The 13,593-nt window shown below is 37.1% G+C and carries 11 protein-coding genes; 5 read left to right on the top strand and 6 right to left on the bottom strand.

Translation table 11 applies throughout. The features are described from left to right. Positions 1-27: 27 nt before the first annotated feature. The 3 genes from BC781_RS16760 to BC781_RS16750 all read right to left on the bottom strand — a co-directional run bounded on the left by BC781_RS16760 (position 28) and on the right by BC781_RS16750 (position 5,212). Positions 28-2,922: a right-handed parallel beta-helix repeat-containing protein gene (locus BC781_RS16760; RefSeq protein WP_109619899.1), complete on the bottom strand. Its 2,895-nt coding sequence runs from the start codon at positions 2,920-2,922 to the stop codon at positions 28-30. A gap of 180 nt (positions 2,923-3,102) precedes the next feature. Next, positions 3,103-3,885 carry a patatin-like phospholipase family protein gene (locus tag BC781_RS16755; RefSeq protein WP_158281505.1) on the bottom strand — a complete coding sequence of 261 codons (783 nt, stop codon included), beginning with the start codon at positions 3,883-3,885 and terminating at the stop codon, positions 3,103-3,105. Further along, on the bottom strand, positions 3,866-5,212 hold the full coding sequence (locus BC781_RS16750; RefSeq protein WP_109619889.1) for a 1-acyl-sn-glycerol-3-phosphate acyltransferase: 1,347 nt from the start codon (positions 5,210-5,212) through the stop codon (positions 3,866-3,868). Before BC781_RS16750 ends, BC781_RS16755 begins: the two co-directional genes overlap by 20 nt. 289 nt (positions 5,213-5,501) lie before the next feature. On the opposite strand from BC781_RS16750, the gene BC781_RS16745 reads away from it, so the two are divergent. The 4 genes from BC781_RS16745 (at position 5,502) to BC781_RS16730 (ending at position 8,966) form a co-directional block, all read left to right on the top strand. Beyond that, the gene (locus tag BC781_RS16745; RefSeq protein ID WP_109619887.1) at positions 5,502-5,996 is read left to right on the top strand and encodes a hypothetical protein; all 495 of its coding nucleotides are present in this window, start codon (positions 5,502-5,504) and stop codon (positions 5,994-5,996) included. Positions 5,997-6,174: 178 nt separating this feature from the next. Next, entirely contained in the window at positions 6,175-6,903 is a 729-nt protein-coding gene (locus tag BC781_RS16740; protein WP_109619885.1) for an isochorismatase family protein, read from the top strand. 197 nt (positions 6,904-7,100) lie between these two features. Continuing rightward, on the top strand, positions 7,101-7,958 hold the full coding sequence (locus BC781_RS16735) for a RelA/SpoT domain-containing protein (protein ID WP_109619883.1): 858 nt from the start codon (positions 7,101-7,103) through the stop codon (positions 7,956-7,958). 84 nt (positions 7,959-8,042) lie between these two features. Next, entirely contained in the window at positions 8,043-8,966 is a 924-nt protein-coding gene (locus BC781_RS16730; protein WP_109620205.1) for an oxidoreductase, read from the top strand. 272 nt (positions 8,967-9,238) lie between these two features. On the opposite strand, the gene BC781_RS16725 is transcribed toward BC781_RS16730, so the two are convergent. The 3 genes from BC781_RS16725 to BC781_RS16715 all read right to left on the bottom strand — a co-directional run bounded on the left by BC781_RS16725 (position 9,239) and on the right by BC781_RS16715 (position 11,612). After that, the gene (locus tag BC781_RS16725) at positions 9,239-10,582 is read right to left on the bottom strand and encodes a YfcC family protein (RefSeq protein ID WP_109619881.1); all 1,344 of its coding nucleotides are present in this window, start codon (positions 10,580-10,582) and stop codon (positions 9,239-9,241) included. Between the two features lie 180 nt (positions 10,583-10,762). Continuing rightward, on the bottom strand, positions 10,763-11,308 hold the full coding sequence (locus tag BC781_RS16720; protein WP_109619879.1) for a hypothetical protein: 546 nt from the start codon (positions 11,306-11,308) through the stop codon (positions 10,763-10,765). Continuing rightward, positions 11,298-11,612: a TRL-like family protein gene (locus BC781_RS16715; protein ID WP_211323854.1), complete on the bottom strand. Its 315-nt coding sequence runs from the start codon at positions 11,610-11,612 to the stop codon at positions 11,298-11,300. The genes BC781_RS16720 and BC781_RS16715 overlap by 11 nt, the downstream gene beginning before the upstream one ends. A gap of 364 nt (positions 11,613-11,976) precedes the next feature. Between BC781_RS16715 and BC781_RS16710 the strand changes: the two genes are divergently transcribed. Beyond that, entirely contained in the window at positions 11,977-13,542 is a 1,566-nt protein-coding gene (locus tag BC781_RS16710; RefSeq protein ID WP_109619877.1) for a sodium/sugar symporter, read from the top strand. Positions 13,543-13,593: the final 51 nt, after the last annotated feature.

Below are 13,593 nucleotides of genomic sequence, written 5' to 3'. Positions count from 1 at the left end.
AAGGAACTAAAGCTCTATTTTACTCTTCTAATTTTGAATCATAAAAGTTTCAGAAGAAGACTGATTATCGATAGACCATTGCAAGATGTAGAGACCATTATTTAAGCCCATATTTTGAAGGTTAATCTTGAATACACCACCTTCAAATGAAATATCATTAAAAGATACAGGGTATATATTTGAGTTAATGTCAAAAATGATGACTTCATCGGGAAGTTGTGGGATCATTGGTACAAAAATATGTGTATTTGCAGGCTGTGGATATATACTTGTTTCTGGTATTTCGGGTGAACTTGGTAAGTTGTCATAAATAAACGCACAACCACTTACCGCCATAGTCTGATCGAGTGTTTTTACTCCATTAGTATCAAAAGTTCTGAATCGATAGTTTCCCTCAATCAATTCTATTCCCTCTTCGGGAAGGTCATACCATTCTCCTCCAGCTTTAAATTGCACTAATCCATCATTAAGGAATTGTGTTTTTGAAAGTGGAAAATGAGCAAAAGGTGTAGTTAAGTCTACATGTACTTTCGAAAACTTGATTGTTTTGTCATTTGCGGTTACCCAAAAGTTATACACATCGGGTAGGAGTTCTGTGTAAACTTCTCCATTTGAATCAGTATAAAGAGGGGTTGTACTTTTATCAAAGCCTTTGTAAATGACCGCCGCTTGAGGAGCTATTCTCGTTTCATCTTCACAACGATCAAGGGCTAATTGTGTGTTTACAGTTTGGAAAATCACATTCTGATTCCCTTCTTTTATTTTGATACTATTTTTTTGTTCACTCCCATGAGCGTAGGTCATTCTGAATTTGTATGTAGCAGGAAGCAGTTCTAGACTAGATGTACCATTGGTATCTGTTGCTGCAAATACTTCATCGAAAGCAGTTTCTCCACCAGCATGTTGAATGCGACCTCCTTCGAGTGGGATACTATCGGAGTTCAAGAGAGAAACACTGACAGGAATCGTTTGGAAAAACCGCCCATCTTCATTTTTAAATGGATTTGAGATGGTTTTTTGACCGTTATTGACGATTAACCTCACCTTTGAATACGTTTGAGTTTTTGGTAAAATCCATTTCCCAGTCAGTGGGCTTTCATAGGTTTGGTACGTACTTCCATCGTAAATTTTGAGTGTACCTTCAATGGCTTCTCCCAAACTATTTTCGACCTCAACATAATACTGTTGCAGTTCGATTGCTCCAGCATCAGCAGCAGAACCACTGATTCGTTCTTCTCCATTAATATCAACATTTGGGGCTAAACTGACTGTAGGGCATATATCCATTGCAGGTGACCCGATCTGAAGACTAAAATCTCCGTTTAAAGTATCTGTGAAAAGGATTGTACGCGCTTCTACGTGGTTACAGTTACCGAGTGTATCTACATTGAATGGGCGGGCGGTATAGATATAATCCTTATTGATAAAAGGAATAGAAAGGGTAGAAAATGTAGATTTAGACTGTATTTCTTCAATGTCGGTCGTCATCCGCTGCGTTTTGTATTTATCTAACATTTCTGTAAAGTAAACTTGGGTTTGTGGATCTATTTCATTTTCCATTTCAATTTTTACCCAGTTTTTCCAATGTGCTTTATTATCTATGAGCCATTTCTTAAATTCTTTCCACTCTTGTTTAGCTTCTTTTCGGTCTTCCTTTTCTTGCTCTTTTTCCTCTTTTCGTGTTTCTTTCTCACTGCTCTTTGACTTGGTATCAGAGCTTGTGCTAAAAGAACGAATAACAGAAGGAGAAATACTTGAAGTACTAGTAGACAAAGAAACAGAACTAGGTGTGATTTCAGTAATCAGATTGTTGGCAATAAGGTCAAGGCTATTAGGGGCTTGATTATCTGTTTGGAAGTTTTCAAGTCTGATACCGTAACGACCTGTTTTTACTATGGTATTGTGTGTAAATCGGTAGGCTAGTCGACCCACTTCGGTATCCACATCATTGGCATAAATACCATCAAAGCCAGCGTTGCTTATCTGATTATTGAATACTTCAATTCCGCCTTGGGCTTTTATCTCGATTCCTATTCCAGAACCTCTATTTACTTTGTTGTTGTAGATTCGGGCAGAGGTTTTCCATCCGATATCAATTCCTGTATTCTGAAATAACTCGTTGAAGAAGCCGTAATCTTCAACTACATTTTCATAGATATCACAATTACTTGTTTGGTAGACTTGAAGCGCATCCCAACCTGTTCGTTGGATTAGGTTTTTGTAAATCTGAACATTCTCAATTTTATGAGGGAAGATGGTATTTTCAGCATCACAGTCAATTGGGCCTCCTGTATATCCGATATAGAGACCTTCACTTCCTGTATCATAAATCCAGTTGTCATGCACACGAATACCTTGCATGAGGTAATTTCTTTGCCAAGAGTCTTCTAAAAAGCACTTAGGATCATACTTGATGATTATACCCGCAAAAGGTGTATTGTGGATTTCGAGGTGATCTAATTCTAAGCCTTGACACTGACCTTCGGTGATGATTCCGCTAGGAGCAATGACTTCTCTGTAAGTAAGAAATGTGACTTCAATACCGTAGGTGAGTCCTTCTACTCCTGTACCTGAAAAACGGAGATGCTCGGTATTATTGATTTTGACCGCATGTGTCCAAGGTGATGTGCCAATTCTGACTTTTCCACCACAATTGATAATCGTGATAGGATTTTCAGCTGTACCTTTTAAGTTTTTGATGTTAAGGTCGGGGTAATCTCCTGCCGAAAGACAAATGGTTTCTCCTCCAGAAACTTGTACTGCAAATTCGGAAGAAAGAGCATTTTCAAAATCCCCATTGATGGTAGTTGTACCCGCTGGGACGATGATATCACAATTACAAGCTAGTTCATCTTGGGCAATTAGGGAATAGGTTGAGCTTAGAAGGCACAACAATAGAGTGAGAGTTAGTAGGTATTTCAAGGTTAATAGTTAGGTTAGTTATTTTCTTGTATTTACAAATCCCTAAATGGAATTTGAGAAGGCAATGTTCCGATAGAGATAAGAAAAAAGTGGAGATGTAAGTTTAATGAAACTTAGGTAGGAAAAGAGCAATAAAAAAAGCCTATTCTCTTACTGAAATAAAGAATAGACTCTTGAAAATTATGTAGTTACATGATCTTTTTCGTAATGCGATTTGGCACTTTGGTAGCCAATATCTATAATTTCGTCTAAGATTTCATTGCGTGTGTCGAAAGTGGTGTATCCGAGTAATTCATCCATATAAAACATATCATGGCAGAGGTCAAACTTTTTTCTTTCAGCTTCAACACCCATGAGTTCCATGGCTCTAATTACAATCTGACGCACATTTTTGAGATCTTCCTCTGTCTTTTGTTCATCGGGAGATACATATACTCCAATTAGCTTTTTACAATCTTTATGGATGAGGTCAGCCGGAAAATGATTCAGAATTCCGCCATCACTATAAATTGTATTACCAATTTTCATTGGGGCAAACACAAAAGGATAGGCAATGGAAGCGAGTACACTATCAATCACAGAGCCTTCTTCAAAGACCTTTACCTTCCCTTGTAGCATATCTGTGGCAACTATTTTCACAGGGATTTGTAAGGCTTCAAAATTATCTTCGGGGAAGTAAGGCTCTAGGAGTTTACGCAATTTAGCGGGGTCTATAAGTCCAGCTTGATTTGTTGAGAAATAGCTCCAAGAAAATAAAGAGTTAGAGTAGAAGAAGTCTTGAATTTTTTCAATGGAATTACCCGCAGCAAAGAGTGTCCCGACCAATGAACCAGCACTTGTCCCTGCTATAATTTCGGGTATGCGCTCGGTTTCTACAAGGTATTTGATGATTCCGATGTGCGCCAAACCTTTGGCTCCACCACCAGAAAGCGCCAATCCAAGCTTATATTTCTTTCCCCTCATAAGTCTTGATAACATCATCGATCAGGCTTAAAACTTTATTGCGTTGTACTTCTATTTGTTTGTAGACATTCGGGTGTCTTAGTCTTAACCATAGTCTACGCCATTGAATTCCTCGAGTTTTGTAATAATACCAAAGATGACCAGCGGTGTAGGCAGAAATTGGAAGACTTAATAAATATACGATAAGTCCTTGGTTAAAAAAGTGTTGGTAAATACTCGCATAAACCCAATAACTCAGAGGTAAAGCGATGGAGGCAAGTATAAGCATGACAGGTGCCCAAGATTCTACAGGCTGAGCGAGTTTCTTTGCAATTTTCTGAACCGATTTATAAATAGGATAATGGTGAAAAACACCCCACAAGAAAATAGGGGAGATGATAAAGCCCAAAATCATAGCTAAACTAATTCTGAGCTGATTCTGATTTTTGTACCAAAAAGCGTAGTCTTTCAAACCGAAAATATTGATGGAAGCTTGGTACATATCGATTTGCTTACGAATAAATTTGAGTCTTTCGGGATCCTCTTCTTTTAGTCTTTGAATGTAATGCCCTACATTTTTTTGCCAATCCAAATGGTCTTTGAGTTGATAGCCGACTTTAAGGTTGTGAAAAGAGCTTTCGAAATACATACCCGAAATCATTTCAATCTCTATTTCTTGGCTTCGTCCATCTGTGAGGTAAAGGTTTTCAGTCAGTCGATCTTCTAGGAGTTTGGTTACTTTTCGCGTGGTCGCGGAAGAATTTTCTTCATAATCTATTTGATAGTCTCTGATTCTGATCGGTTCACCAGCAACCATCATAACACTAGAAAAAGGACGAGTAATGTCTGTATAGTTTAAAGAAATCGGGACGATGTAAACATCTAAATCATAATTGTTTTCGAGTTCTGCCCCAAAGGCGATACGGGCAGTTCCACTTTTTAATTTCTTGAGTTGTCTTCCCCAAATCGAAACTCCTTCTGAGAAAATCACAATGCCTTCATTTTGCTTTAGTACCTCGTAGCAATGTTGAAAACTATCGCTGTTCTTTGCTCCAATCTTGTTTCCTTCTCCTTTGTCCATCGCTCGTACGACAGGAATCATATGTAAAGATCGGAATAACTTGTTTTTCCAATTGCTATTGAAAAGTGAGGCTTTTGCGAGATAATGGACGTTTTTTTCTGCATAACTTCCCAATAGGGTTGGGTCAAGTAAGGTCGCAGGATGATTTGCAGCCAAGATCAGAGGCTTGTCCCAAGGGATTTTATCCCAGTTTACTCTTTTAACTCGATGAAGATATACTTTTAGAAAGACATATCTCGAAATATACTTTATGAGATGATACAACATATCACTTAAAACAAATAACTAAAAAAAGGTAGGTTAATTAGGTTGTCAATTTTATTGTTAACAAAAATATTTACCAACAGAGCTTTATGAAAGAAGGATTTGCAAAAGAATCTAAATTGAATGATTCACCTACTGAATAACTCAATTTTAAAATCCGTTTAAATTATACCATTCAAAGATGTTTTTTAATGAAATGAAAATAATCCGCATAATTATAAAAGAGAATTATCTTCTTACTGTTTAAAAAACTTAGTTGTGTGTCAATCTCCGCTATTTTATATCCTTATATATGAATTTCGATAATCAAGAAGAAGAAGGGCAATACAAACTGATATACTCTTATTTTGGTCTGGCAATTTACCTTGGTCAAGGCTTGGAAGATACCATTGCGAATATGGTGTGGATAGATCGTTTGATAAAGAAAACGGCAAGAAGAGATGATTTGCCTAAGTTGATAGAAGCGATTGAGCAGTCGCCTGTAGAAACCAAAATACTCACGGAAGAAGTAGGCTTAAGTTATTTTATACCCGACGCCAAAGTAGAATTAATCAATGTCGTTCTGAATAAGAAGAAGTACATAGGCAGTAAGCTTTTTAAAGTAGAGCAAGATAAACTGTATTCGGAAGAAGGGCGAAAAGAGGTATTGGAGTTTCTGAGCAGTTATATAGAAGAAATAGATGGATTGAACGATCCGCTGGAAAGTTATTATGATAATTACAAAGACCTTTACGGAGTCACACAAGAAAAAATAGCACAGCTAAGCGATGAGCTAGATATAGAATAACACGGAGATGCTGTAATCCAATTTTTACCCTTCTTCGCCATTTTTTTACCTTTATGAGCGTCACTTTTTTCAAGTCCTTTGTAGTGTACAATAAGTCAAACAAGCACTAAATATTTAAGCTTGAATGATTTCTTAAAAGCTATAAAGGAAACAGAAATAAAATCTAAAAACTACAATCATGAAAAAAGTGACAACATTCTCAAAATCGCTATTCGTATTCATTTTTCTTTTGGTAGGCTTGAGTGCCAATGCACAGAAAATTGGAGAGAATTTCATTCCAAAAGATCCTAAAACAGACAATCTGCTTACATCTGAAAATACTGTTTTGTTAGTCATCGACTTTCAAGATGAGATGTTAGGTGTAGTTAAAAACATCGACCAAAAGGTATTGGTGAATAATACACAGGCAATCATTAAAACAGCCAATGTATTTGACATTCCTGTCATTGAGTCAACGATTGGAGTGGAGCTTGGGGCAAACAAACCTACAGTTGCAGACATCAAGCAAGAAATTGATACTGAAGTTGAAAACATCGACCGTATTTCGTTGAATGCGTGGCAAAACAAAGCGGTCATTGATGCGGTGAAGAAAACAGGAAGAAAGAAGCTTCTAATTACAGGGCTTTGGACTTCGGGCTGTCCGACTTACACGGCACTAGATGCAATAGCAGATGGTTATGAGGTGTATATTTTAACGGATGTAATGGGAGATGCTACTACAGATGCACACAATAGAGCGATCCAAAGAATGGTACAAGCAGGTGCAATACCGTTTACTTGGGAAGGTGCAGGTGCTGAAATCTTAAGAGCATATACAAACCCGAAAGCAATGCAAGATGATAAAGTAGAAGGTGGTTTTGTTCAAATCATGAAAGAGCACTTCTATAACTTTGCTGGAATGTATTAATCCAAAAGTTTTACTTGAGATTGCCTCATTACTTTTAGCAAAAGTGATGAGGCTTTTTTGTGTTTAAAAACCCTTCTCTAGTTGGTATATTCAAAAGGAAATGTTAGCATTTCAAACTACGTATCTGAAAAATACATTCTTAACTTGTCCTTATTTGCAAATAGGGTTGTTTATAGAATTGTAGAAATTGATATACAATGGAGAAAAAGGATCTTATCGAAAAATATAATATCTCAGAAAAAGAACTTGAGCAGACAGGTTTGACTTGGGATGAATTGATGGCGATCAAAGAAGATTATATCGAGTTTAAAGAAGAACTATATGCCCCAGCAGAATACATTGTATCACGTTTTCTAAAAGCGGATAAAGTTCATTCGGTTCGTTACAGAATCAAGGACACGGCACACTTGATGGATAAGATTATCCGAAAACGTCTTCTTCATCCCGACCGAGAGATTAATCTTCAAAATTATAGAACCCAAATCACGGATTTGATAGGCATCCGAATGCTTCATTTATTCAAGGAAGACATTCTCCCGATCAATGATTTTCTGACTTCAACTTGGGAATTGCATGAATCTCCTGTAGCTTATGTGCGAGAAGGCGATCCTAAAACTTACCGTGAAGGCTTGGAAAGTTTTGGGTGTAACATTCAAGAACACCCTTATGGCTATAGATCAGTACACTATTTACTCAAGACAAAACCTACAAAAACGGAGTATTTGGCAGAGATACAGGTAAGAACAATCTATGAAGAAGCTTGGAGTGAAATAGATCATAAAGTGAGGTATCCGCATACTTCCCGAAGTCAATTATTAGATCAGTATTTAAGCATCTTGAATAATCTTTCTGGAAATGCAGATTTGATGAGTTCTCATGTAAAGCAACTCCAAAATGATTTGACGAATCGAAAAATAGAAGAGAAAAATTTGGCAGGTGAGATTCAGAAATTAAAAACTCAATTGGAAACGGCTCAACGCAAACATTCTATTCCTGACTATGAGCATATTTTCAGACAGATTTCTAAAATCTACGATATCACAAAAGAAAAATAGCCTGGTGAAATATGTAGTTTGAGTGGAATTATTCCTTTATCTTCAGTAGTATCTGATTTCTACAACATACTCTCTACAAATAAGATGGAAAAATTTAATCTCAAAAACTTCCCCAATCAGAAAGGGCGTATTGCCATTGTAACAGGAGCAAATATTGGTTTAGGCTATGAAACAGCAAGAGCTTTAGTCAAAAAGGAGGCAACCGTAATTATGGCTTGTCGAAATGAAAAAAAAGCCCAAAATGCCATAGCTGAACTCAAGAAAGAAATTCCCAATGCAGATTTAGTATTTATCCCATTAAATCTTAGTTCGGCTATTTCTGTACGTGCATTTGTTCGTACGTATTTAGAACGTTACTCAAAACTAGACCTTCTGATCAACAATGCAGGAATTATGGTTCCGCCATTTTCACTTACAGAAGATGGTTACGAAAGTCAGATGGGAGTGAATTACTTCAATCATTTTTTACTGACCATGCTTTTGTTACCTACACTTAATCAGACAGAAGGAGCAAGAGTGGTTACTTTGAGTAGTATTGCCCACAGAAAAGCAACGATTGATTTTGAGAATTTGAATAGTGAACGAGATTATCAGAAAATGAAGGCTTATGGACAAAGTAAGTTGGCTTGTCTGATGTTTGCTTATGAGTTGGATCGGAAACTGAAGCAGTCTAATAGCAAAGTTTTATCAGTGGCTGCTCATCCTGGGGTGTCAACAACGAATTTAGCACAGCATTTACCGTCAGTGATGGTTTCAATCTTTTCAGTGATTTCTCCATTATTTGCTCATAATCCAGAAGAAGGTGCAAGACCAACATTGTTAGCAGCTTTGGGGCAAGATGTAAAAGGTGGGGAATATTTTGGTCCAACAGGATTTCGAGAAATGAAGGGTGAGGCAGGGAAAGTTAGTTCTACGGACTATTCTCATGATAAGAAAATAGCAGCAAGGCTTTGGGAGGTATCGGAAGAATTGACCAAAGAAAGCTTTAGTTTGGAAAAGGTCAACTAGCTATAAAACAGTTAAGTAATTTAGCGAATGAAGCTTTGGATTGTACTAGTTTCAGTAGGTGGGCATATGACTTCTGTTTTAAAAAAATACTGTACTTAGAGTTTCTCTAAGAACTCACAAATGGATACAGAGGCGGACGCAGTTCTTCATATCTAAATCACTCACTTCGTTAACTCTAAGGATAGTAATACCAGTATTCTTATGTCTTACTACCTAAAAATAAAATGCCATCAGTTTATCTGATGGCATTTTATTTTTCACCTGTACAAGAATTATTGAAGTCCGATTTGGATAGCTATCACCAAAGCAATAACACCAAGACCGATGAGGATGCCATACATTTTTAAGGCAAAATTCAGCCAAGTTTTGTAGTTAACACCTGCTGCTACCAAGATGGCCATAAGTGAGCCATTGGTCGGTAAAATGAGTTCTGCAAGACCAGCACCATACTGATAAGCCAAGACGACAACTTGTCTTGAAATTCCTAAAAGATCACCGAGTGGTGTGAACAATGGCATTGTAAGTGCCGCTTGTCCCGAAACACTAGGTACAGGAATATGAATAATGGACTGAATTCCCATCATTCCGATCGCCGTAACTTGGGCAGGGAGTCCGTTGAGTGGTTGAGAAAGGTAGTAAACCAAAGTATCAACAATTTGTCCTTCATCCATAACGACAAAAATGGCTTTTGCAACACCAACTAATAACGCAGAAGAGGCAATGTCATTGAAACCTTCGGTAAAAGCATTGACTGTTCCCGAAACCCCCATTCTTCCTAAAATACCTGATACAACACCTAAGGCTAGAAATAGAGCTGTGATATGATTGAATTCCCAATCGAACTTGGTAACGCCTATTGAAATTACTACAAAAGTAGAGAGGATTAAACCTAGAATAATCCCATGTTGCCATTTGAAATCATCTGGAGTATTTTCAGTAACTTTTTCCTTTTTGATCGGATGCTTTTTTGCGTAATAAATGACTCCTAAAGTCCAAAGAGTATAGGCTAAAAGGAGAAATGCAATTCTAAATTCCCATGCGCTATTGATAGGTAGTCCTGCAATTTTTTGAGCAACTACAGCTTGAAATGGGTTGATTGGTGAAAATGAAGCTCCGACAGCCGCCGCACCTAAACTGATAGCCACAGCAACCAAATTACTAAAGCCCAGACTTCTTGTCATGATCACAAGGATTGGTACTACGGCAATAATTTCTTCTTGCATATTCTGCAAAGCCCCTCCCGTAAAAAAGAGTAAGCTGACCACAGGAATTGCAAAGAGTTCTTTCCCCTCAAACTTGTGAACAAGTCGATCAATAGCAGCTTTTAAAGCACCTGTTTTTTCGATGACCATAAAAGCACCACCCGCTACAATGATCAAGAAAATAATATCAGCAGCTTTTTCCATTCCTTGAGGAATTGCGACAAGCGCATCTAAAAAATTGATATTAATGTCTTCTACTTGATGAAAAGAGGTCGGGTCAACTAATTCTCTCCCTGTGTTTGGGTCTAAAGACCTATTGTAAATTCCAGATGGAAGAAGGTAAGTTAATCCGGCAGCCAAAAAAACAAAGACTGTGAGAATGGTTAGTGGATGTGGAAATTTAGGAGTTTTCATTTGTGTTTAGTCTATTCTCTACACGCTTATAAATGCGTATTCTGTTAAAATCATTTAAAGCGTGAATTTCAAAAAATCAGTGATAAATACGGGAATGCAGTTTGTCATTAATTGCTAATAAAAGTAAAGCCTTACACAATTTAAATATTGGTAAGGCTTGTCTAATTTTTAGAGGAAAACTTATTTCTGATTGGCATCAATTTCCATAAAAATCTTACTGATAATGGAAGATTGCTTTTCCCACTTACTCGCTTTTATACAAAGGTCAATATGCTCACTTTCACAGACCAAAGCCAATTTTGGTTGTAGCTCGTGTTGTTTGAATAATGCCTTTATATCTGCATAAGGGATGAGTGCGGTGTAACGATGATGCCATTTTTCATCTTCGCTTTCTACAAATATTTTTTTGGTTTTGAAGGATTTAGACCCTTCTTCAGTTTTTAGCGATAGCTTTTCAATTTCTATCTGTGAAGCATCCAGATAAGAAAAATTGAGGGTAACGGTATCTTTGGACACCAAATAGGTGATGTCGTATGTGAAAGGATTTTTGTTGGACTCATTTACAAACCCATCCTGTGGGAAAATAAAGTAGAGCGAACCACCTTCTTGATAGTGTGATGTAAAGTATTTCGAAATGTCTTGTGCTTGAACGGACACACTTAGAAGCAGAAAGAAAAACAGGGATATACTTTTGTATATCCCTGCCGTATATTTTTTATTCACCATATACCATTACTTTAAATGTAGCAACAATACCAATGATGTTGTGCGCATGATAATCTACGTGATGAATTTTTGTAATTCCCGCAGACTTTGCAGCTTTCTCGATACTAGCATCTCCTTGTGCTACAATACCTAGAATACTTTTTACTTCAGCAGTACCTACTTTTGAAGACTGTGAGTTGTCAGTAACAGCAAAAGGAGCCTTCAAGTCAGTGTAAATAAAGCCTGAAACAGGACTTTGAACAATAGCACAGCTAGAAAGGAACAATGACATGCCTACTGCAATAAGAATTTTCTTCATTTTCATGATTTTCTGATTTTAACTAAAGAGAGCATATGGTCTTTTTTAGTGACCATCTATTCTCAAAGTTTTAGTTTAAAGGATTTAAGCCTTGTCAAGTGATAGAACATATACTCTTTATAAATCAGTACAATGAAGTAAGGTGGGGGGTAATTTTGTTCTAAAAAGGGTGTAGATTGATTTGGTATTTCTTGTTTTTTGTAAAATTTTCATAAACTCTAGCATTTTACGCCAATATCTTCTATTTAGTAGGCTGTTTTTAATTGAGGAATGCCAAAGAGGTCTAGTAGCCAAGGTGTTTCATATTTTAATCGACTGAAGTTTTTTATTCATAGCTAAAAACAATACAACTAACTATCTAACTAATATTATGGATTTTTCAACCATAGACATCGTAGTCTTTGTCGCATACTGTTTACTTATCATTGGAGTCGGATTATGGGTATCGAGAGATAAAAAAGGTGAAGAGAAAAATACCGAAGATTATTTTCTTGCCAGTAAATCACTTCCTTGGTGGGCTATCGGAGCGTCACTTATCGCATCAAACATTTCTGCAGAACAGTTTATCGGAATGTCAGGTTCTGGTTTTGCAATCGGTTTTGGAATTGCCAGTTACGAACTTATGGCTGCAATTACCTTACTGGTTGTCGCAAAGTATTTTCTACCGATTTTCTTGAAAGAGAAAATTTTCACAATGCCACAATTTTTGGAGCACCGTTATGATGGGCGTGTTCGTACAAGTTTAGCCGTATTCTGGATTTTCTTATATGTATTCGTAAACCTAGCGTCTATTCTTTATTTGGGTGCTTTGGCTCTTGAAGAAATCATGGGAGTAGAATTGCTTTACGGAATTATTGGATTGGCGGTCTTTTCGGGAGTATACTCTATTTATGGAGGATTAAAAGCTGTAGCATGGACAGACGTAGTACAAGTTGTCTTCCTAATTGGTGGAGGTTTGATTACTACTTATTTGGCTTTAGATGCCGTAGGAGAATCAAACGGTTTTGTGGCAGGGATGTCAACACTTATTGAAAAGGCACCAGAAAAGTTTGACCTAATCTTTAGTGAGAACCACCCTGCATATGAATATTTGCCAGGAGTGTCAGTTCTAGTAGGAGGAATGTGGATTGCCAACTTAGGCTATTGGGGGTGTAACCAATATATTATCCAAAGAGCTTTGGCAGCTAAAACATTAGAAGAAGGGCAAAGAGGAATTGTATTCGCAGGATTCTTGAAAGTAGTTTTACCACTAATCGTAGTGATTCCAGGTATTGCAGCTTATGCATTACAAGCAGATATTTCTAAACCAGATGAAGCATACCCTTGGTTGTTGAATACTTTTGTGCCTACAGGAGTAAAAGGTTTGGCATTTGCAGCTTTGATTGCCGCAGTTGTTTCTTCATTGAGTTCAATGATAAATAGTATTTCAACTATTTTTACATTAGATATTTATAAAAACTTGATTGACTCTAAAGCTTCTGAAGGGAAGTTGGTAACGATTGGTCGTATCACAAGTTTCTTTGCTTTAGTAATTGCAGTTTTGGTAGGCCCTCAGCTAGCAAACTTAGATCAAGCATTCCAATTTATCCAAAAGTATTCAGGTTATGTAAGCCCAGGAGTTGTCGTTATTTTCTTGTTCGGTCTTTTCTGGAAAAAAGCAACGGCAAATGCAGCATTGACAACGGCACTAGCATCTATTCCTTTCTCTGTTGCAGTAGATGCGTTTTTATTCCCAGATATGCCATTTATCGATCAGATGGGAGTCGTTTTCGTGACTCTTTGTACTCTAATGGTAGGAATTAGCTTATTGGAAAGTAAAAAAGAAAGCAAAGGCTTTGAGCTTACAAAAGGCTTGTTCGGAACGAGTATGGTATTCAATATTACTTCAATTGCATTGTTTGCTGCAGTTTCGGCAATCTACGCAATGTGGTGGTAGAGTACTGGTTTATAATTAGTACAAAGAAGAGCGATATGAGTTAATTCATAT

This window comes from Sediminitomix flava (assembly GCF_003149185.1).
Lineage (GTDB): Bacteria > Bacteroidota > Bacteroidia > Cytophagales > Flammeovirgaceae > Sediminitomix > Sediminitomix flava.
Note: the sequence above shows the minus strand (reverse complement) of the source record. Positions and strands in the feature narration are given on the sequence as shown.

Excerpts from the sequence above, each read along its gene's own strand:
- BC781_RS16755 (WP_158281505.1), bottom strand. The coding sequence starts at position 3,885 with ATGAGGGGAAAGAAATATAAGCTTGGATTGGCGCTTTCTGGTGGTGGA.
- BC781_RS16750 (WP_109619889.1), bottom strand. The coding sequence starts at position 5,212 with ATGTTGTATCATCTCATAAAGTATATTTCGAGATATGTCTTTCTAAAA.
- BC781_RS16745 (WP_109619887.1), top strand. The coding sequence starts at position 5,502 with ATGAATTTCGATAATCAAGAAGAAGAAGGGCAATACAAACTGATATAC.
- BC781_RS16740 (WP_109619885.1), top strand. The coding sequence starts at position 6,175 with ATGAAAAAAGTGACAACATTCTCAAAATCGCTATTCGTATTCATTTTT.
- BC781_RS16735 (WP_109619883.1), top strand. The coding sequence starts at position 7,101 with ATGGAGAAAAAGGATCTTATCGAAAAATATAATATCTCAGAAAAAGAA.
- BC781_RS16730 (WP_109620205.1), top strand. The coding sequence starts at position 8,043 with ATGGAAAAATTTAATCTCAAAAACTTCCCCAATCAGAAAGGGCGTATT.
- BC781_RS16725 (WP_109619881.1), bottom strand. The coding sequence starts at position 10,582 with ATGAAAACTCCTAAATTTCCACATCCACTAACCATTCTCACAGTCTTT.
- BC781_RS16720 (WP_109619879.1), bottom strand. The coding sequence starts at position 11,308 with ATGGTGAATAAAAAATATACGGCAGGGATATACAAAAGTATATCCCTG.
- BC781_RS16715 (WP_211323854.1), bottom strand. The coding sequence starts at position 11,612 with ATGAAAATGAAGAAAATTCTTATTGCAGTAGGCATGTCATTGTTCCTT.
- BC781_RS16710 (WP_109619877.1), top strand. The coding sequence starts at position 11,977 with ATGGATTTTTCAACCATAGACATCGTAGTCTTTGTCGCATACTGTTTA.